Origin of the sequence: Megasphaera sp. (assembly GCF_047831605.1) — a bacterium.
In the GTDB taxonomy this organism is placed as follows: Bacteria; Bacillota; Negativicutes; order Veillonellales; family Megasphaeraceae; genus Megasphaera; species Megasphaera intestinihominis.
The window spans coordinates 148,356-168,809 of the sequence record NZ_CP181255.1; the positions used below are offsets into that span (position 1 = coordinate 148,356).

Below are 20,454 nucleotides of genomic sequence, written 5' to 3' on the forward strand. Positions count from 1 at the left end.
TCGCCCCTACCAATCACGGACTACTCTACTATAAAGAAAGAGCAACCTCTCAGTCAGCTTCGCTGACAGCTCTCCTATAAGGAGAGCCACGAGCACGAGCCACTAATCTTTTTTGGCTGCGATGCCGTAGGGAATGGACAGGAAGAGGACGGCACCGACGATGTTGCCTAAGGTGACGAAGGCCAGGTTGTAGAGGTAACCGCCGACGCTGACGGCCGTACCGGCGGGATTCAGCAGACCCAGGGTCAGGACGGTCATGTTGGCTACGCTGTGTTCAAAGCCACAGGTAAAGAAGGCGTAGAGGCACCAGAAGACCATGATCAGTTTGCCGCTGTCCGATTTGCAGCGGAAGCCGCACCAGACGGCCAGGCAGACCAGGACGTTACAGAGGATACCTCTGAGGAAGAGGACCAGCGGCGGCAAGCTCATCTTCATGGCAGCGGCATTGGCCAAAGCCTGGCCGACGCCGCCAGCCGTGCCGGCAGCGCCATAGAAGAGCAGGGACAGGACGATGGCGCCGAACCAGTTGCCCAGGTAACAGACGACCCACAGGCGGATGACGTCCGTCAAGGTGACCGTCTTCGACCGCCAGCCATTGTAGAGGACGAAGGCGTTACCCGTGAACAGTTCCGCCCCGGCGATGATGACCAGGCTCAGGGCGATGCCGAAGGACAGGCCCATGGCGATCTTAGTCATGGGAATGGCTCCCAAGGTCCCGCTGACCGTAAAGGACAGGAGGATGCCAAAGCCGATATAGGCACCGGCTAAGGCCGACAACAGGAAGTATCCCAGGGGATTCTTCTTCAAGAGGCCTACTTTCGCAGCTGCCCCGGCCGCGGTCGCAGCGTATTCGTCGTTGTACATAGGCTCCTCCTTATTTCAGCGGCAACGGTTTCTGGAATACATCCAGATCGGCCGGATTTACGTCTTTGCCGACGTAGAACGGTTCCGATTTCAAGCCGACATAGCGGATACCGGACCAGTTAAGAGGACGGTAGATTTCCGCCTTCTTCGGCAGATGGACGTCCTGGAGGATGAACTTGATGAATTCTTCCGGACCCGTACGGTCTACCATGTAGCCGATATGTTCCTTGCCACCCGGAGCGGTCGGGTCGATATATTTCTTGGCAAAAGCATAGACGTTGGAGATAATCTTCACGACGCTGTCTTCATCGGCCCATTTGATGAAATCGACGCCCATGCGCGGGTTCTTTTTGCCTGTACGGCCCAAAAGGGTGATACGGAAATACTGTTCCTTGCTGCGCGTCCAGGCACGGTTCGGGCAGGCCCAGACACAGACGCCGCAGCCGATGCATTTTTCGACATTGCGGACAGGACGGAAATTCTTCATCTGCAAGGCTTCGACAGAAAGCTGTTTACACTTGCGGACGCACATGCCGCAGCTGACGCAGCGGCTGGCATCGAACTGAGGTTCCGTCATGCCCATGACGCCGAAGTCATGCATGCGGATTTTGTCGCAGTCGTTGGGACAGCCTGTAAGGGCGACTTTGACGTGCAGGTCGTTCGGGAAAATAGCCTTTTCGATCCGTTTCGCCAGGGCCGTCGTATCGTAGTTGCCAAAGGGGCAGACGCGGTTGCCGACGCAGGCCATGACATTTCGGGTACCGGACGCTTCAAAACCAGCGCCTCGTTCGCTCTGATTGATGTCGAGTTCATCGATGATCGGCTGGAGAGCCTGTTTTACTTCTTCAACTTTTTCAAAGGGAATCCCCATGATTTCAAAGCCCTGACGGATGGTCAGATGGATTTCGCCATTACCGTACGTTTCGGCAATATGCTGGACCTGGCCCAGGACCTTGGCATTCAGGGAACCGCCGGGTACACGTACACGGGCTGAAGCCATATTACGATTTTTTGTTACCCGGAAAGCGTATTTCTTTAACTTACCGCAATTCATATCCATAATGTATCAGCCTCCTAGTCGATCAATGTACGAAGTTCGGTGTATTTGAATACCGGCCCGTCCTGGCAGACGTAGACTTTGCCAATACGGCAGTGGCCACATTTGCCGAGACCGCAGCACATTTTGCGCGATTCAGAGAGCCAGATTTTTTCTTCATCGAAACCGAGTTTAATCAATTCCTGGATGGAGAACTTGATCATCATCGGCGGACCGACGACGACGGCGATGGCGTTGTCGAAGTCCTTGAGGGGCAGTTCCGGGATATACTGGGTGACCAAGCCGACATGGCCGTCGTAATCCCCTTCTTCCGGAGCCTTGTCGACGGTGCAGATGAAGTTCATGCCGTCGTCAATCCAGCGTTTGAGGTCTGCTTTGAAGAGGATGTCTGCCGGCGATTTGAAACCGGAGATGACAGTCAGGCTCTTGCATTCGTCCATGTGATCGGCGAAGTAGTCGATGACGCCATGGACCGGGGACAAGCCGGAGCCGCCTGTGACCAGGACGATTTCCTTGCCTTTGAACATATTGACGTCGAAGCCGTTGCCATAAGGCCCGCGCATGAAGAAGTGGCCGCCGACGTAGTTTTCAAAGATTTCATCGGTCAGGCTGCCGACTTTACGGATGGTGAAATCCAGGGAATGGTCGGTAATGCCGCTGACGGAAATGGGCGCTTCACCGTATTTCGGGATAGAGATTTCAAAGAACTGGCCCGGTTTGACCGGATGTTCTTTGCCGCGGTCATAGGACATACGGAAGGTATATTCCACATCAGCATGTTTAATGACTTCTAAGATTTCCGAACGGAACGGTAAATATTCGTTATTCATTCTCTGTGACCTCCTTCATGCCTTCCGGCAGTTTGACATTGATGCAATGGCTGAGCGAAATGTATTCCGGACAGATGGCATCGCAGCGGCCGCAGCCTACGCACATCTGGAAACCGGAACGCTGTTTGAATTCCAGCGTCTTATGGAGCACTTTGAAGCGCATCCGTTCGCCCGCCTTCTTGCGGAAGCAAAGGCCACCGGCAACCAGGGTATAGTCGTCGAACATACAGGACGTCTGTACACGGCGGCGTTCACCGGCTTTATGGTCTTCCGTGAAGAACACATCCTGCATGGACCAGCAGGTACAGGTCGGACAGGCCAGGGTGCAGCGGCCGCATTTGATGCAGCGCTTGTCGTATTCATCCCATACGTGGGATTTGGCGATAGCCGACGAGAGGTTTTCCGGAATGTGTACCTGGAGCTTGTTTTCCGTCACATGGTCCGGGACGACGTCGACTTCCGGTGCCTTGGCTTCGCTGACAGCTTTCCCAAGGACGTCATCTTTGACATCGAGGAAATACTGGCCGTCTTTGACGTTCAAGGCGACATCGTAGTTATCGCTGGTATTGGTGCCCATGGAAACGCAGAAGCAGTTGTCGAATTCCTGGCTGCAGCCCATGAGGACGAATTTGACGCGGTCGCGGACGCGTTTGTAATAATAGTCTTCCGGACCGTTCTGGAGGTACATGTAGTCGAAGCGCTTGATGGCGTGCAAGTCGCAGCTGCGCAGCAAAATGATGGCACCCTTTTCCGGGGCTTCGGCTTCGGTGACGGTATTTTCATTGAAATAGAACAACGTCTGGCAAACGGGCAATAAAACGTCTTTTGCCGAGTAGTCGGACCGTTTGTCCCAAACGATTTCTTCCGGCTTGGTAATCTTGCCATAGCGTACGATATCCTGCATCGAAGAACGTCCCGTGCCGGCAAACAGTTTCGGAGCGTAAATGTCATACGTATCCGACCATTTGGCAAAGACCGTGTTCAATGCATCTGCATTTAATTGATAGCCCATGCTGTTACTCTCTTTCTAAAGAAATAAATGATAAATATAATGGATAAACAAATACTTTTTTTCACATACACCGTGACGACATCATAAGCCGCCTCGTTGGTTTTATGATAACAGCGGGGAAAGAAAAAAGCTGTTGCCGTAGCAACAGTTTTTTCTAAACTTTTCTAAATGTTATGCTTTTTACTCATTCAAAATCGTTATGGAATTTAATCTTGCGATACGTTTCAAAGGTCATCCACTTATCGAAGAGTTCGGCATCGGAGTTTTCCCCGGCCTTGGCGTAGTCCGCCTTGAAGGCAGCGAATTCCTGCGGCGAATGGACGTTGATGGCAAAGCCGCGGCCGTTGACTAAAGGCTGTTCTGTATAGGCATAGCCGTCGAGGGCCAGAATGTTGGCGACTTTGGCGTCGCGGATTTCGACGGCAACCTTGTCGCGGAGGATGAGGATGTCGAAGTTATCCGGATAGGCATAGGTTTCGCCTTTCGTCGGAATCGTATCGCCGATGTGGTACTGGTGGAAGGCCGGTTTGGCCTTGGTGATATTGAGGCTCTGCATGCCGTAGAAGAAGTCTTCAAAGACGTCGCCGCGGGCCTTCAGGGAGCCGTTGACGAAGGTGTGGTCGGCGTTGGTGTCGTTAACGTCGATGACGACGCCGCAGGCCGAGGTCATATTGGTGACGCGGTCGATGAGGATGAGTTCGCCCAGGACCTTGTGATGACTGAAGGTATCGACGACAATCGGTTCCTGCAGGAAGAGCGTGCAGACGGCGATTTCGTTCTTCGTAAGGCTCGAAGCGCGTTTCTTTTCGCCTGTATTGACGTCAATGGTGTAGTCGATATCAGTGAGGACGCCGACGATTTCCTTGGTCCCCAATTTGACGACGTATTCTTTGCCGACAGCCAGGTCCTGGTCATCCATCCAGAGCATGGTCGCTGTAATGCGCTGACTCAGGGCGACGTCCGTCCCCTTGGTAAAGACGCAGCCCCGGGATACGTCGACTTCGCGGTCGAGCTGGACGTTGACCGGCTGGCCTTTGACGGCCGAATCGACGGTATCGAAGCCGATGAGGATGGATTTGACCTTAGCTTCTTCCTTGCTGGGCAGGGTCGTAATCGTATCGCCGACGGCCAAGGCGCCGCTTTCGATCTGGCCCTGGAAGCCGCGGAAGGTGTGGTTCGGGCGGCAGACGCGCTGGATGGGCAGGTAAAAGCCTTCTTCTTCGTCTTCTTCGACGTTGACCGTTTCCAGATAGTCGAGGATGGTCGGCCCCTGGTACCAGGGCATATTGGCCGAGGCCTTGGTAACGTTGTCCCCTTCCGTCGCCGAGACAGGGATGAGGATGACGTTGGCCAGTTCCAATTCATCGCGGAGCTTGGCGATCTGGACCTTGATTTCTTCAAAACGTTCCTGGCTGTAGCCGGCCAGGTCCATCTTGTTGATGGCGAAGATGAAGTAGCGGATCCCCATGAGGGCGCAGATGCGGGCATGGCGGCGGGTCTGGACCAGGACGCCCTTGGTGGCGTCGATGAGGATGATGGCCAAGTCGGCAAAGGAAGCGCCGACGGCCATGTTGCGCGTATATTCTTCATGGCCCGGCGTGTCGGCGACGATGAAGCTGCGGTTGTCCGTGCTGAAATAACGGTAAGCTACGTCGATGGTGATGCCCTGTTCCCGTTCTGCCATGAGGCCGTCCAGGAGCAGCGAGTAGTCGATGGCCCCGCCGCGGCTGCCGACCTTGCTTTCCAGTTCCAGAGCCTTCTTCTGGTCGGCGTAGAGCAATTTGGCGTCATAGAGCAAATGACCGATGAGTGTCGATTTGCCGTCATCGACGCTGCCGCAGGTAATAAATTTTAACAAGCCGTTTCCGTTTCTATCCATTTTAGAAATACCCCTCTCTCTTTCTGCGTTCCATGCTGCCAGCTGCTTCATTATCGATGACGCGGCTCGTCCGTTCCGACGATACGGCGCTCAGCGTTTCATCGATGATGGCATCCAGCGTATCGGCATCGGATTCGATGCCCCCTGTCAAAGGATAGCAGCCCAAGGTCCGGAAGCGGATCTTCTTGTGCATGATTTCTTCTCCCGGCTTGAGGCGCATGCGGTCGTCGTCGACCATGATGATGTTGCCGTCACGATAGACGCAGGGCCGTTCCTTGGCAAAGTACAAAGAGACGATGTCGATGTTTTCCCGTTTGATGTACTGCCAGATATCTTTTTCCGTCCAGTTGGAAATGGGGAATACGCGCATGCTTTCGCCTTTATGGATGTGCGTATTGTAGAGCTTCCACATTTCCGGGCGCTGGTTCTTCGGGTCCCAGGCCTGGGCTTCATTGCGGAAGGAAAAGATACGTTCTTTGGCGCGGGATTTTTCTTCGTCCCGGCGGCCGCCGCCAAAAGCAGCGGTGAAGCCGTATTTGTGCAGGGCCTGCTTGAGGGCCTGGGTCTTCATGATGTCCGTATAGGCTGCGCCGTAATCGAAAGGATTGACGCCCTGTTTGACGCCTTCCTGGTTGATGTATTCAATGAGCTGCAGGCCGTACTTCTTCATGGTTTCATCGCGGAAGCGGATCATTTCCTTGAACTTCCACGTCGTATTGACATGGAGGAACGGGAAAGGCGGCTTTTCCGGATAAAAGGCCTTCCGGGCCAGGTGAAGCATGACAGAACTGTCCTTGCCGATGGAATAGAGCATGACCGGCTTTTCACATTCCGCAGCGACTTCGCGGATGATGTAAATCGCTTCGGCCTCTAACTTGTCGAGATGCGATAATGCACACATAATATGAATCCCCCTATTGATAAAATGCAGTTTCCAGTTTATAGTCTGCAGTTTGCCGTAATGGGTGCTCTTTTACTACAAACTCGCTACTACAAACGGCAAACTAATTAATATGAATTCGCCTGTTTGCGGTCGACGGTGATGGTCTTTTCACTGCCGTCGGCCTTATGGATATGCCAATGCAGGTAGTGGCCGTCAGCAGTGACGTTCATCGTGCTGCCGCGGCCGCCCATATCGGCGCCGAGGTAGAAGTCGATGGCCTGGACCGGGCAGACTTTGACGCAGGATACACAGCCCCAGCAGTCCTTGGGATAATGCATCCAGGCCTTGCCCTGGCCGTTGCGGTCGATGAGGCTGCCCGGGCAGACGTCGATGCACTGGCCGCAGCCGATACAGCGTTCCTGCTTAATGCGTATGCTCATAAGTTTCCCCTCCTGGTACTAAATCGCGGTAGATCATGTGGACCTGGCCGTCTTCGTCCATGCGGGAATTGACGTATTTCAGCCAATCCGCACGCTGTTCCGGATAATCGAGGTTCTCTGCAAAGGAATGCCACCGCGTTTCCTTGCGGGCCCGCAGGTGGGCGATGAGGACCTTGCAGACCGTCAGCCGTTCGCGCAGTTCGTAGACGAAGAGCAGTTCATGGTAATCGCTGGCGCCGACGTGGGCGGCCAGTTCCATGAGCTGGTCGATCTTTTCATCGGCCAGGGCCAGCTGCTTTTCGTTGTACTGGTAATGGCTGCCGATGCCGCCGGCGTAGGTATCCATGACTTTCTGCATGGCTTCTTCCAGCTGTTCCACAGTGAAGAAGCTGTCCGTCTCACCGAGGGCGGCGTTGTATTCGGCTACCTTTTCGGCGAGGATGGCTTTTTCCTGGGCTTCATCGAGGCCGGATGCATCGCTCAGGCCCTGGCGGACCATATCCTTGGCGGCGATTTCCCCTTCGACCAGGGCACCAGTGACGTATTTCTGCGGACAGCCGCCGGCGACGTCGCCAGCCGCATAGAGGTGGCGGATCGTCGTCTGACGGTTCGTGTCGACCCAGTAGCCGCTGGCCGTATGGCCGCCGACGACGTACGGTTCGGTCCCTTCGATTTCGACGTTCTGCTGACTCGGCAATTTCCCCGACTCGATCCATTTCAAAGTCTGGCTCGGCGCCATGTTGAGGTAGGCCTTGAGGAGCGATTCGTCCTGAGCCGGCGTGATGCCTTCCGTGCGGAGATAACAGGGACCGTTGCCGTCCAGCGTTTCCCGGACCGTGCCGTACAGGCGCTGGGACGTGGTCAGGCCGTATTTCTGTTCATATACGTCACCGCGGGCGTTGACCTGCTTGGCCCCGACGCCCTGGGCGATAGTCCCTGTCGGCGCGATGGTATCCTTGCAGCGCAGGGCGATGAAGCGCATTTCAAAGGTCGTCATTTCGGCCCCGCCCCGGATGCCCATGGCATAGCCGGCACCGGTGTTGAAGGGACAGTACCACATCTTGTGCCGGGAAAAACCGGGATTGTTGGGCCGGTAGAGGCCGGCTGCGCCGCCTGTGGCACAGAGGACGGCTTTGGCCCGGATTTCATAGGCCGTGCCCGTGCGCATATCGAAGCCCAGGGCGCCGGCCATGGTATTGTCGCGGACGATGTAGTCGGTAATATTCAGATGGTTGATGACCTGGACGCCATCGAGCTTCTTGACGGCGTCGGCCAGGATGGTCTTGATATTTTCGCCGTTAATCTTGATGTTGCGCGTGCCGCGGGCGACGTATTCTCCTTTTTCGTCCTTCAAGATGACCAGTCCCAGGTCTTCCAGCTTCCTGGTGACTTCGTTGAGGCCTTCGGACATGGTGAGGAGCAAGTCTTCCCGGACGATACCGGCTGCGTCTTTCTTGGCGTAGTCGACGTAGAACTGCGGCGTATGGCCCTTGGTGATATAGGCGTTCAGGGCATTGACGCCGGCTGCCAGACAGCCGCTGCGGCGGATATCGGCCTTTTCGGCGATGACCACGGACGCATCAGACAGGCTGCGGAGGGTCAGGGCGGCATAACAGCCGGCCGTCCCGCCGCCGATGATGAGGACATCCGTATGGATGATCTTCTCGCTGGTAATCTGCATAACATAGACTCCTTCGTTAAATATAGAAAACGTCAGCCGAGGTCATGGCGCTGTTTTCTTTTAAATACGTCTTGTCGCCGTCGAGGACGTACAAGCGGTAAATGAGGACCTGGACGGTCTCGCCGACAGACAGTGGCGGGTCGTCGAAGGAATATTCGCCGTGGATGGCCAGGCCCTTGATGCGGACGGTCACGTCGAGGTGGCTGCCGCGGAAGACGACGGCTTCGACCGTCCCTTCTTCAGCAGCGCTGATATACTGTTTCATCGTGCCGTGTTTGTAAATTTTAAGGAACTCCGGTCGGACGATGGCTTGTTTGCCCGCTCCGACTTGCAGGAATCCCGTGAGGATGTTGCAGTTGTCGATGACAACTGGAGTTCCGATAAATTGAGCTACAAAGGGCGTCCTGGGCTGGCGGTAAATATCCAGCGGCGTCCCGACCTGTTCGATATGGCCGTGGTTGGTGATGATGATTTCATCGGCCACTTCGACGGCTTCGTCCTGGTCGTGGGTGACGAAGATGCTGGTAATGCCGACGCGGTGAATCGTATCCTTGAGCCAGTTGCGCAGTTCCTGACGGACCTTGGCGTCGATGGCGGCAAAAGGTTCATCCAGGAGCAGGACCTGGGGATTCGGCGCCAGGGCCCGGGCAAAGGCCACGCGCTGGCGCTGGCCGCCGGAGAGCTGGTTGGGATAGCGCTTTTCCATGCCCGACAGGCCGACGAGGTCGATCATCTCCAATACGCGCTGGCGTATCTCCTCTTTCGGCCGCTTCTGGATTTCCAGGCCGAAGGCGACGTTGTCGTAGACGGTCATATAGCGGAACAAGGCGTAGTTCTGGAAGACGAAGCCGATGCCCCGCTTGGCAGCGGGAATGTCGTTGACCCGGCGGCCGTCGATGAAGATGTCGCCGCTGTTGGGATTCTCCAGGCCGGCCAGCATGCGCAGGATCGTCGTCTTGCCGCTGCCGCTGGGACCGAGGAGGGCGACGAGCTTGCCCTTGTCGATGCCAAAGGAAACGTCGCGCGACGCGTGGAAGGACCCATAATTCTTTTCGATGTGTTTCATTTCGACGTACATGAGCTTCACCTCCTTTATGACGTTTTATCGGCCTTGGCTTCGAGGAAAGTCCGGAGCAGCAGGACGATGATGGCTAATAAGACGAGCAGTGACGATACGGCAAAGGCCGCCGTAATGGCATCGGCCGACCCCGATTGATAGAGGGCGTCGATTTCCAGGGGCAGCGTAAAAGTCTCGCCGCGCAGTTTCGACAAGGCACTGACGGCACCGAATTCGCCCAGCGCCCGGGCCGTGCAGAGGACGATGCCGTAGAGCAGGGCCCATTTGATCTGCGGCAGGGTGATGCGGAAGAAAATAGTCCAGCCGCTGGCTCCCATGAGGGCCGCCGCTTCCTCTTCATCGCGCCCGTTGGTACTGAGGACGGGGATGATTTCCCGGAAGACGAAGGGAAAGGTGACGAAAATCGTCGCCAAGATGACGCCGGGAACGGCAAAGACGATTTGGATATCCGTCCCCCAGTAGTCGTTGAGGACTTCGATCCACTGACCGATCCAGCCCATGCGGCCGAAGGTCATGATGAAGGCCAGGCCGGCGATGACCGGCGAGATGGAAAAGGGTATATCGATGAGGGTCGTCAGGAAATGCTTGCCCCGGAAGTCGAATTTGGAAATAGCCCAGGCCGCACCGAGGCCGACGATAGTATTGACGATGACGGCGGCGACCGTGGCAATCAGGGTCAGGCGCAGGGCCGACAGGACGTATGGCTTCGTCAGGGCTTGTACGTAAAAGTCCCAGCCTTCGGCCAGCGAGTTGGTGAGGACCGACACGAGGGGAACGATGAGCATGACCACGATGAAGACGACGCTGATCGTGAGCAAGGCGATTTCCGTCTTACTGTGTTTCATAATGGCTCCCCTCCTCTACTGGACGCGCCGGGCCTGATGGACCTGGATCATATTGATAGAAAACAGTGTGACAAAGGCGATGACCAGCATGGCCAGGGCGATGGCCGTGGCGCTGGCGTAATCGACGCAATTGAGCTTCTGCATGATGACGTAAGAAACGACCTGCGTATGATGCTTGGCACTGTTGCCAGAAATGTAGATGACGCTGCCGTATTCGCCGAGGCCCCGGGCAAAAGCCAGGCCGAAGCCCGTCAACAGAGCCGGCCGCAGTTCCGGGAAGATGATGCGCCGGAAAATGGTGAACTGCGACGCGCCGAGCATGCTGCCCGCTTCTTCATACGTCGGGTCGAGCTTCTCCAGGACCGGCTGGATCGAGCGGACGACGAACGGGATGCCGACGAAGACCATGGCGATGGTCAGGCCGATCTTGGTATAGGCGATCTGGATGCCATAGCTGGCAAAGAAACTTCCGAAGAAGCCCGTATCGGAATAGAGCTTGGAAAGGGTGATGCCGGCGACAGCCGTCGGCAAGGCAAAGGGCAGTTCGATGACGCCGTTCAAGAGACGTTTCCCGAAGAAATCGTAGCGGACCAGGACCCAGGCCAGGATGAAGCCAAAGACGCAGTTGACCAAAGCCGCCAGGACAGAACAGGAAATGCTGGTGATGAAGGCGTTGCGGATGCCGCTGTTGGTGATGAGCTTGGCATAGTCATTGGCCGTCAGCTGCAGGGAGTGCGCCAGGACCGACGCCAGCGGGATGAGGATGAGCAGGGACAACATGGTAAGGGTCATGCCCATGGACAGGCCGAAGCCGGGAATAATCTGATTGCGCCCGCCGGAACGGGCAAAAAAGTGTTTCATCCGGCTCCCCTCCTATGCATCGCCGTTGACGTCGGCCATGATCTTATCGAACAAGGCGTCGTCGTTGAAAAATTTAACATACGCAGCCTCCCAGCCGCCGAAATCGCTGATCTTGGTCAGCTTGACCTTGAGATCGAAGCGGTCGGCATAACGCCGGAGGATATCCGGATTAGACGGCCGGAAACCGTTCTTGGCGGCCAGTTCCTGGGCCTCATCGGAATAGAGGTAGGCCAGGTATTCATGAGCCGCCTCTTCATGACCCTTGCGCCGGGCCAGGCGGTCGACGACAGCCACGCTGGGCTGGGCCAGGATACTGATGCTGGGCACGACGAGGTCGAACTTATCGGGATATTCGCGCATCGAATAAAGCGCTTCGTTTTCCCAGGCGATAAGGACGTCACCTTGTCCGTTTTCGACAAAGGTCGTCGTCGAGCCGCGGGCGCCGGAATCCATGACCGTCACATTGCGGTACAAGTCGGTCATGAAGGCCCGGGTCTTGATTTCATTTCCCCCGAAATGGTCAAGGCCCCAGCTCCAGGCGGCCAGGAAGTTCCAGCAGGCGCCGCCGCTGCTCTTCGGGTCCGGCGTAATGACGCTCACGCCGGGCTTTACCAGGTCGTCCCAGTCGCGTATCCCTTTCGGGTTCCCCTTGCGGACCAGGAAGACGATGGTCGACGTGTACGGCGCCGAATCGTTGGCGAAATCCCCCTGCCAGCCTTCATGGATGAGGCCGGCCCTTTCGATGAGCGACACATCGTGGGCCAGGGCCAGGGTCACGACATCGGCCTTGCTGCCTTCGATGACCGACCGGGCCTGACTGCCCGATCCGCCATGGGACTGGATGATGCGGATATCCTTGCCTGTCGTCTCACGATAGTGCTGCTGGAATAATTCATTGTATTCTTTATATAACTCACGGGTTGGATCATACGAGACATTGGTCAGCGTCATCGTGCCGCCGCCCCCGGCGTCATCGCTGCGTCCGCAGCCAGCCAGGGCCCCGGCGACGGCGAGTGCCGCCGAAAAAGCCAGTATAGCTATGATGCGCTTCTTGTTCATTTTCTTTCCCCCTCTATACCGACTTAGATTCCTTACCCCTCAAATAAAGCCGTCGATAAATAGCGTTCGCCGCCATCCGGCAGGAGGACGACGATAGTCTTGCCTTCGTTTTCCGGCCGGCTGGCCAGTTCCAGGGCCGCCTGCAGCGACGCACCGGACGAAATGCCGACCAAAAGGCCGTCGGTCTTGGCGACTTCCCTGGCCCGGCCGTAGGCGTCCTCATTGGATACGTCGATCACATCATCTACGAGAGATATATCCAAAACTTTCGGGATGAACCCGGCGCCAATCCCCTGAATGGCGTGCGGGCCCGGCCGGCCGCCGTGCAGGACGGCGGAATCTTTCGGCTCGACGGCGACGATCTGGACGTCCGGCTTATGGCCTTTCAGGCCCTGGGCCGTACCGGTGATGGTGCCGCCTGTGCCGACGGACGAAATGAAGATATCTACCTTGCCGTCCGTGTCGCGCCAGATTTCTTCCGCCGTCGTCTGGCGGTGGATGGCCGGATTGGCCGGATTGTCGAACTGCTGGGGAATGAAGGCATTGCCGTAAGAATCCCTCAATTCTTCGGCTTTGCCGATGCTGCCGCGCATCCCCTCGATGCCCGGTGTCAGCACGATTTCCGCCCCCAGGGCCGACACGATCTTACGCCGTTCCAGGCTCATCGTATCGGGCATGGTCAAGATCAGGTGCAGGCCCTTCACGGCGGCGACCAGGGCCAGGCCGATGCCGGTATTGCCGCTCGTCGGTTCGATGATGACCGTATCTTTGTTGATCTTCCCCTGCCGTATCCCTTCGTCGATCATGGCTGCCGCTACGCGGTCCTTGACGCTGCCCAAGGGGTTCATGTACTCCAGCTTGGCCAGGACGCGGGCCTTGAGGCCGTGCCGAGCCTGCCAATGAGTCAGTTCCAAGAGCGGCGTGTTGCCAATCAGCTCTGTCAAATACGTTGCCACATGCTCCATGTACTCAGCTCCTTTTTGGCAAAAAGAAAAGCGCCGCCTGCTGATGCAGATGGCGCTATAAATAGACGTATGCCCATGACTTCATCTGCCAGGTTATTTCCTGCTGGAATTGGCACCTTACCTACGTAGGTTGCCGCAGCGTCATCGGGCCAGTCCCTCAGCTGCTCTGGATGAATAGGTTTCGTATTGTATTGTCCTTATGAATGGTTGTACAATACGATCATATCATACAACACATGATGGTCAAATTTTTTAAGTACCCCATGATAACATACCTCTTTGATGACTAAAATGAATAGCTTCCTATCGGAAACGTTACCAAGAGTGTACACTTTACAGAGTATATTGTCAAGGGATTTTAAGCAAAAACTTTCATATTTTACAATGTAAACGTTATACCTATGGCTTTAGATAGGAATTTAACTTTATAAATTATATTTTTTATAAGTAAAAAGGGCTTGTTGTATATACAGCAGGCCCTTTTTTGAGTTTTAAGTTTGTAGTTTTTAGTTTGCAGCAAATGGTAAAAAATTTAAAACTTTCTTCTATAAACTACAAACTCTGTACTACAAACTTTAAAGAGAAAGGAGCCTTGCATGATGGCAGAAGCCTTCGTGCGACAGGCCCTTTTAAGTGGTTAGTAGTTAGTGGCTCGTGGCTAGTAAATGGCTTTAAATTTAAAACCATTCACTAAAAACTGCAAACTGCAAACTTCGTACAGCTGACGGCTGACCGCTAACACCCTCAATGCGTCGCCGTGGGCTGGGCGTCGTGATGGGCCGTTTTGTTGTCGGCGTGGACGAGTTCTTTGCCGCAGTGGTAGACGATGGAGATGGCCAGGACCATGAGGGCGATGGCCAGGACGAACTGCAGTCCTTCGATGAGGAACGACCAGTTACCCGAGGCAATCTTGATGATCAGGGCATAAGCCGATTCGACGAGGGCTGTCATGGTAACGCAGAACATGACGACCATGGGGATGTAGAGCATGAAGCTCTTGCGGCCTGTCGTCTTGAGGAAGACCGTCAGGCAGATGAGGACCATGGCCGACAGCAGCTGGTTGGCCGAGCCGAAGAGAGGCCAGATGTTCATGTAGCCGCCTAAGCAGAGCAGGAAGCCGAAGAACAAAGTGATGACCGTAGCAAAATACTTATTGACGCAGATTTTCTGGATCGTGTTCATTTCCTGTCCTTCATCGACGCTGAACAGTTCCTGGAAGGACATACGGCCGATACGGCCGACGGCATCGAGGGTCGTCAGGGCCAGGGCCGATACGCACATGGTCATGATGCAGGCAGCTGCCGTCTGGGACAGGCCGAACATGGTGAAGAAACCAGCGACGGCGCCGGAGAAGATCTGGAACGGCGTGCCCGAAGCGACGTGGCCGTTGGAAGCGGCAGCGCAGGCGATGACCAGGGAAACGACGCCTAAGACCGATTCGACGCACATGGAACCGTAGCCGACAAAGACCGAATCCTGTTCCTTATCCAGGGTCTTCGACGACGTACCGGACGAAACGAGGCTGTGGAAGCCGGAAACGGCACCGCAGGCGATGGTGATGAACAGGATTGGGAACAAATCCTTGCCGCCGACCGAGAAGGACGTGAAGGCCGGCATATTCAGCGTCGGCTGGGCGATGAAGATACCGATGACGCCGCCGGCGATCATCATGAGCAGCAGGAAGGCGCTGATGTAGTCGCGCGGCTGTTTCAGGAGCCACATGGGCATGATGGAAGCAAAGAAAATATAAGCGAAGATGATGTACAGCCAGGTCATGCGGTCCAGGTAAATCGGCAGGTCGATGCCGACATAGAGCATGGCGATCAAGAGGACGATGGCGATGACGAAGCGTACTTTTTCACTGGGATTGAACTTCTTGATGAACAGGCCAAAGGCAATGGCGACGAAGATGAACAGCATGGAAATGGAAGCGGCAGCCGCATTGGGCAGGACCATGGATCCATCCTTGGCAAAGCCATTGAACGTCGTAGCGACGATATCGCCGAAAGCGGCGATGACCAGCAGGCTGAAGACCCAGCAGAAGAGCAGGAACAGGCGGCGGCCCGTCGTGCCGATGTACTTTTCGATGAGGACGCCCATGGATTTGCCGTCATTCTTCATGGATGCGTAGAGGGCTGCGAAGTCCTGGACGGCACCGAAGAAGACGCCGCCGATCATGAGCCATAAGAAAGCCGGCAGCCAGCCGTAGGCAGCGGCGATGATCGGGCCCGTGACGGGGCCGGCACCGGTGATGGACGAGAACTGATTGGCAAAGACCGTGAACTTAGAAGACGGCGTATAATCCTGGCCATCTTCCAGGCGATGGGCCGGCGTCAGGGCGTTGGGGTCGATGCCCCACGTCTTAGCCAGCCACTTGCCATAGAACCGATAGGCTACCGCCAGGATGACGATAGCACAAGTGACTAAAACAACACCATTCATAGAAATTCCTCCTATACTCCCAAAAAACAAATGGATCTGTGCGGAGGAGCTGAAGATGTTAAGGTAAATAAAAATGAATGCCATAAAATACATCTTCGCTTCTGCGCATGTGTACGGTATAACACGATTAAAAGGGCCTGTCAAATATACTATTAAGTCATCGTCGGCGTTTTACTTATATTTTTTAAGAATAAAAAAGAGATTAAACGTTATGATTTCGTTTAATCCCTTTAACATATTACATGTCAATGTGACAATTATTTATATTTTATGGATTTCAGTTTTTTTCATCCTCAGTGCCCGGATACGCTGGCCTGGCTCGTCTGGCTGGCCTGACGGTGCTGGGCCGCACGCGGACGGCGAACCCGCTTCTTACGGGCAGCGGCTTTTTTGGCATTGGCCTGGAAATTGGCGACGATAGTCCGGGCCAGCCAGCCCATGAGACAGCCTGTCAGCAAGATCTTGACAGCCAGCAAGTCCCACGTCGTCGATAACAATAAGGCCAATACGACAAAAATAGACGTAACGATCGTTTTATTCATGAACAAACACATCTCCCCTGTCGACATACATAAAAATCATCATACTAACTTTAATTATACACGTTTTTCATGGATTAAACAAGGGCTTGTCGCACATGCGACAGCCCTTGTTGAGTATTAAGTTTGCAGTTTGTAGTTTTTAGTGAAGGCTTTAAATTTAAAACCATCCTCTACAAACTCTGCACTACAAACTATCCAGCAGGAGGGACAAATTTAAAATTTGTATTTATATTGCAGGGGCTCGTACGACGGCTACTCAAAAGTCAGCCGCATCTGGTACCATGTGACGCCGCCGTGGACGGAGGCGCTGATGCCTTCGTTCTGGAAGCCGAATTTCGCATAGTACGGGAGGAGCTTGTCTTTGCAGGTCAGGACCAGGCCCTGTCGTCCCTGCTGCCTGGCGTCGGCAATGGCCGCTTCCAGGAGCTTCCCGGCATAGCCATGGCAGCGGCACGAAGGCAGGGTATTGACGCCGAAAATCATCTGCCAGGCCCCCTTTTCGTCATGCATGGCCGCCTGAGCGTACATGGCGTCAGTCAAATCCCGTTCATCCGTCACCATGCCGTCGACGAAGGACACGAGGTCCCCCTTTTCATCGAAGAGCAGCCAGAAATGGGCCGCATAATGGGCCAGGCGGTCCCGGAATTCATCGGCCGTCGCCGCTTCTGCCGGCGGGAAGCAGGCTTTCTCTACAGCCGCCACAGCGGCTAAATCGGCCATCGTAGCCGTCCTGATTTTTATAAACAATCTCCTCTTTCCTATCTATTTTCTCTCCATTATACAGGCCATCGCCGCCTGCCGCAACAGACAGCCTTCAGGCCTTGCCCTTGAATTTATGGATCAGGCTGGTCCGATTGGTCACGCCGAAGCGGTGATAGAGCTGGGACAAGCGCTTCTTGACGGTGAAAATGAAGGTACAGCGCTGATATTCCTGCAGATAGACCTTATACGACGAGTCGGCCCTCAGCTGACACGAACCCTCAACCAGCCACAAGTCCTCCGTCAGTTCCTTGGCCCGGTACGTTTCCTGGCTCATGACACAGGGGATGAGCCGGTTGGCACTGGCCCGGAAGATATCGCCGACCCGCTGCCGCCCTTCGGCACTCATTTCCCGGCCGGCGCCGAGCCAGACGACATCGGGCGCCAGATAAGCCAAGAGCAGGTCCAGGCTGGATGAGGCGAAATAGGAATGTAAAATACGGCGCGCCAAGGCAATCAGACTGCGCCGCGTCGATGAAGTCTTCATAAAAAGGCATCGCCTCCTTTTCCTAAATGTCATCTTTTATTGTAATTGAAAAAGTGCCTTTTTGTAAACCAGTATGGTACGTTACCTTTATTGTAAATTATCATCAAATTTCAAAAAAAAATCACCTGTATTTTACTACAGGTGATAGATATAAAATATACATAGTACCTGGCGATTCCGCCCTTTACTATTCGTTTCAGTCATTATTTAATTTTATTGAGCTGCGTCGCCAATTCTTCTGCCGACGGGTCGCCGTTGACCGGCGTCATGATGTTCTGCGCCCCCAAGTAGAGCGTACCGCCGGACGCCGTGGCCTGCTGCTTGCTGTGGCCGTTCTGGTAGGCTGCGGCCAGGTTGCCCAGGACGAAATAGGACCGTTCGGCACTGCTCATGCTGGACGTGGCTGCGGGCTTGATGAATTTGTTGCCGTTGACGTAGACCGTGCCGTCTTTGACGCTGGCGTGTTTGCCGCTCATTTCATAGAGCTTGTTGGCATAATTGTCGCGCCGTTCCTGATTCGATGGATGGTCAGAGGGAGAGAAGATTTCACCGACAAAGTTGCTGGCATTATCGCCCTGTTTTTCCATGACCCGCTGCCAGATGGCGGCCGTCGCACCGGGATTATAGCCGGCACGGGTGATATACCCGAAGGACAGGTTGTCCGCTTCCCATTCGGCAGCCCTGTCGATATGGACCGTTTCAATCTGATTGCTGACCGTGTTGAGGATGAGGTTGTTCAGGCCCGAGCCGCCAATCGTATCGGCCAGGACCATCTTGCCGATTTCGACATTGACCTTCTTCTGCGTCGAATTGGCGACGTGGTGTTTCTGGCCGTGGCCCATTTCATGGCCTAAGACGACGGCGATTTCATCATCGTTGCTGACCAGGTCGAACATGCCCTTATTGACGACCATGACGTGGCCCATGGTGCAGGCCGCATTGAACGTCGTGTCCGGGCTGACATACCAGCGGTAGGGCAAGGTCTTGATGCTGGGGTCCGTCTGGGCGATGCTGGCGCTGAGGCGGTTCATGATAGAAGCCAGCCGTTCATCGTAATAAGAATTATTGAGGACGCCGGTCTGCTTGGTGACGGACTGGTAAATCTCGCTCTGTCCTTCTTTGGTCGTGTCATAGTGCTTGATCTGCTTGCTCAAGGCCGATTTCACCTGGAAGCCGCCGATGACATCGGTAATGAGGTCAGCCTGGACCGGCTGGACCGGCACGATGCCCATAGGCAGTGAGAACGCGGCCATGGCTGCCACACAGGCAGCGGCTATTTTTTTCTTCATATGCATAAAAATCACCCTTCCCCTGTACTGGAAATCTATACTTCCATTATACAAGGAAAGGGTGGACTTGCAAGGCTTAATAAGGTCAGGATATGTACGATTCTCCCCCAAAAAGCTAATGAGGAAATTCCAACATAACCTGCGGCGGGCTTGCCACGTGCAAGCCCCCTACAGGAGTCACGAACCACTAAAACTAAATCTGGGCAAAGAGTTTCTTCCGGGTCCGTTCGGCTTCGGCTTTGATCTTTTCGATGTCCAGTTTGGTGAATTCTTTATGGCGCAAGAGGACTTCGCCGTTGACCAGGACCGTATCGACATCCATGCTGTTGGCACTGTAGGCCATGAGGCTCAGGGTGTCGTTCTTGGGGTACCAGTGCAGGCCTTCGCGGTCGACGAGAGTGATGTCGGCTTTATAGCCTGTTTCCAATTTGCCGACGTCTTTGTAGCCCAGGCACTTGGCGCCGCCTTCGGTCAGCATGTTGATGGCCGTTTCGGCCGGGATGACCAGCGGGTCCAGGGTATTGGCCTTGTGGATGAGCGTAGTCAGGCGCATTTCTTCGACGATGTCCAGGTTGTTGTTGCTCGATGCCCCATCGGTACCGAGGCCGACTGTGATGCCTTTGGCCAGCATCTTGGGGACCGGCGCGATGCCGCTGGCCAGCTTGAGGTTGCTGCCCGGATTGTGGGCGACGCGGACGTGCTTTGCCGCCATGATATCCATATCGTCATCATCGACCCAGACGCAGTGGGCAGCCAGGCAGCCGCAGTCCAATACGCCGATTTCATCCATCAGGGCGATGGGCGACTTGCCGTATTGCTGCTTGATGTTTTCCACTTCCCCCTTAGTTTCGCTGAGGTGGATATGGATTTCGGCTCCCAGTTCCCGTGCCTGGTCGACGAATTTATGGAGATAATCAGGCGGGCACGTATACGGCGCATGCGGCCCCATCATGACCGTGATGCGGCCATCGGCCTTGCCGTGCCAGTCGAGGAAGAGCTGGCGGTTTTCATCGAGGCCGGCCTGGGCATTCGGCCCGATACCGATACTGCCGCGGCACAAGCAGGCGCGGATACCCGATTCTTCGACGGCGCGGGCTTCCTGGTCCATGTGGTCGTACATATCGGCATAGGCCGTCGTACCGCATCGGATCATTTCGGCAATGCCCAGCATGGACTGGGCGTAAATGACATCGTCTGTCAATTTGGCTTCAGCCGGCCAGATTTTCTTTTCCAGCCAGTCCATGAGCTGCATGTCGTCGGCATAACTGCGGAAGACCGTCATGGCTACATGGTTATGGGTGTTGACGAAACCCGGCAGGGCCAGCATGCCCTTGCCGTCGATGACTTCGTCGTAATCCGATGCCTTCGGCGCTTCGGGAAATCCCGTGATGCGCGAGCCGTCGATGGCGATGTTCTGGCCTTCTAAGACGCCGTGGTCCTGGTAGAGGGCTACGTGCTGAATCAGTTTTTTCATCGTTTCC

19 protein-coding genes and 1 riboswitch are annotated in these 20,454 nt (G+C 55.2%); all 19 genes read right to left on the reverse strand.

Annotation, left to right across the window (positions count from 1 at the left end; genetic code table 11):
* Positions 1–102: 102 nt before the first annotated feature.
* The 19 genes from ACFWUB_RS00760 to ACFWUB_RS00850 all read right to left on the reverse strand — a co-directional run bounded on the left by ACFWUB_RS00760 (position 103) and on the right by ACFWUB_RS00850 (position 20,447).
* Entirely contained in the window at positions 103–864 is a 762-nt protein-coding gene (locus ACFWUB_RS00760) for a formate/nitrite transporter family protein (protein ID WP_020310958.1), read from the reverse strand.
* Positions 865–874: 10 nt separating this feature from the next.
* Entirely contained in the window at positions 875–1,864 is a 990-nt protein-coding gene (gene asrC, locus ACFWUB_RS00765; protein ID WP_416184015.1) for a sulfite reductase subunit C, read from the reverse strand.
* Positions 1,865–1,938: 74 nt separating this feature from the next.
* Positions 1,939–2,751, reverse strand: coding sequence for an anaerobic sulfite reductase subunit AsrB (gene asrB / locus ACFWUB_RS00770; protein ID WP_020310956.1), 813 nt, complete (start codon positions 2,749–2,751; stop codon positions 1,939–1,941).
* On the reverse strand, positions 2,744–3,763 hold the full coding sequence (gene asrA / locus ACFWUB_RS00775) for an anaerobic sulfite reductase subunit AsrA (RefSeq protein WP_020723818.1): 1,020 nt from the start codon (positions 3,761–3,763) through the stop codon (positions 2,744–2,746). Before asrA ends, asrB begins: the two co-directional genes overlap by 8 nt.
* Before the next feature lie 184 nt (positions 3,764–3,947).
* Entirely contained in the window at positions 3,948–5,642 is a 1,695-nt protein-coding gene (locus ACFWUB_RS00780; protein WP_416184016.1) for a sulfate adenylyltransferase subunit 1, read from the reverse strand.
* Position 5,643: 1 nt separating this feature from the next.
* Positions 5,644–6,546 (reverse strand): sulfate adenylyltransferase subunit CysD, encoded by a 903-nt coding sequence (gene cysD / locus ACFWUB_RS00785; RefSeq protein ID WP_343224142.1) that lies wholly within the window; start codon positions 6,544–6,546, stop codon positions 5,644–5,646.
* A gap of 104 nt (positions 6,547–6,650) precedes the next feature.
* Entirely contained in the window at positions 6,651–6,965 is a 315-nt protein-coding gene (locus tag ACFWUB_RS00790) for a 4Fe-4S dicluster domain-containing protein (protein WP_020310954.1), read from the reverse strand.
* Complete coding sequence (locus ACFWUB_RS00795; protein WP_416184017.1) at positions 6,949–8,646, reverse strand: adenylyl-sulfate reductase subunit alpha; 1,698 nt, start codon at positions 8,644–8,646, stop codon at positions 6,949–6,951. Before ACFWUB_RS00795 ends, ACFWUB_RS00790 begins: the two co-directional genes overlap by 17 nt.
* A gap of 16 nt (positions 8,647–8,662) precedes the next feature.
* Positions 8,663–9,724 (reverse strand): sulfate/molybdate ABC transporter ATP-binding protein, encoded by a 1,062-nt coding sequence (locus tag ACFWUB_RS00800; protein WP_020310952.1) that lies wholly within the window; start codon positions 9,722–9,724, stop codon positions 8,663–8,665.
* Between the two features lie 14 nt (positions 9,725–9,738).
* Positions 9,739–10,569: a sulfate ABC transporter permease gene (locus ACFWUB_RS00805; protein WP_416184018.1), complete on the reverse strand. Its 831-nt coding sequence runs from the start codon at positions 10,567–10,569 to the stop codon at positions 9,739–9,741.
* Between the two features lie 15 nt (positions 10,570–10,584).
* Positions 10,585–11,430 (reverse strand): sulfate ABC transporter permease subunit CysT, encoded by an 846-nt coding sequence (gene cysT, locus ACFWUB_RS00810; protein WP_292298945.1) that lies wholly within the window; start codon positions 11,428–11,430, stop codon positions 10,585–10,587.
* A gap of 12 nt (positions 11,431–11,442) precedes the next feature.
* Positions 11,443–12,489 carry a sulfate ABC transporter substrate-binding protein gene (locus ACFWUB_RS00815; protein ID WP_292106210.1) on the reverse strand — a complete coding sequence of 349 codons (1,047 nt, stop codon included), beginning with the start codon at positions 12,487–12,489 and terminating at the stop codon, positions 11,443–11,445.
* Positions 12,490–12,521: 32 nt separating this feature from the next.
* On the reverse strand, positions 12,522–13,454 hold the full coding sequence (gene cysK / locus ACFWUB_RS00820; protein WP_020723820.1) for a cysteine synthase A: 933 nt from the start codon (positions 13,452–13,454) through the stop codon (positions 12,522–12,524).
* Positions 13,455–13,532: 78 nt separating this feature from the next.
* A riboswitch (SAM riboswitch) is annotated at positions 13,533–13,631 on the reverse strand.
* A 567-nt stretch (positions 13,632–14,198) separates the two neighbouring features.
* Positions 14,199–15,896 carry a carbon starvation protein A gene (locus tag ACFWUB_RS00825; protein WP_292298951.1) on the reverse strand — a complete coding sequence of 566 codons (1,698 nt, stop codon included), beginning with the start codon at positions 15,894–15,896 and terminating at the stop codon, positions 14,199–14,201.
* Between the two features lie 293 nt (positions 15,897–16,189).
* Positions 16,190–16,438, reverse strand: coding sequence for a hypothetical protein (locus ACFWUB_RS00830; RefSeq protein ID WP_020310944.1), 249 nt, complete (start codon positions 16,436–16,438; stop codon positions 16,190–16,192).
* Between the two features lie 252 nt (positions 16,439–16,690).
* Positions 16,691–17,158, reverse strand: a complete 468-nt coding sequence (locus tag ACFWUB_RS00835) for a GNAT family N-acetyltransferase (protein WP_292282380.1) — start codon at positions 17,156–17,158, stop codon at positions 16,691–16,693.
* Positions 17,159–17,252: 94 nt separating this feature from the next.
* Positions 17,253–17,684 (reverse strand): nuclear transport factor 2 family protein, encoded by a 432-nt coding sequence (locus ACFWUB_RS00840; RefSeq protein WP_020310942.1) that lies wholly within the window; start codon positions 17,682–17,684, stop codon positions 17,253–17,255.
* 203 nt (positions 17,685–17,887) lie between these two features.
* On the reverse strand, positions 17,888–18,979 hold the full coding sequence (locus ACFWUB_RS00845) for a M48 family metallopeptidase (RefSeq protein ID WP_020310941.1): 1,092 nt from the start codon (positions 18,977–18,979) through the stop codon (positions 17,888–17,890).
* Between the two features lie 187 nt (positions 18,980–19,166).
* Complete coding sequence (locus tag ACFWUB_RS00850) at positions 19,167–20,447, reverse strand: amidohydrolase (protein ID WP_370854330.1); 1,281 nt, start codon at positions 20,445–20,447, stop codon at positions 19,167–19,169.
* Positions 20,448–20,454 lie beyond the last annotated feature (7 nt).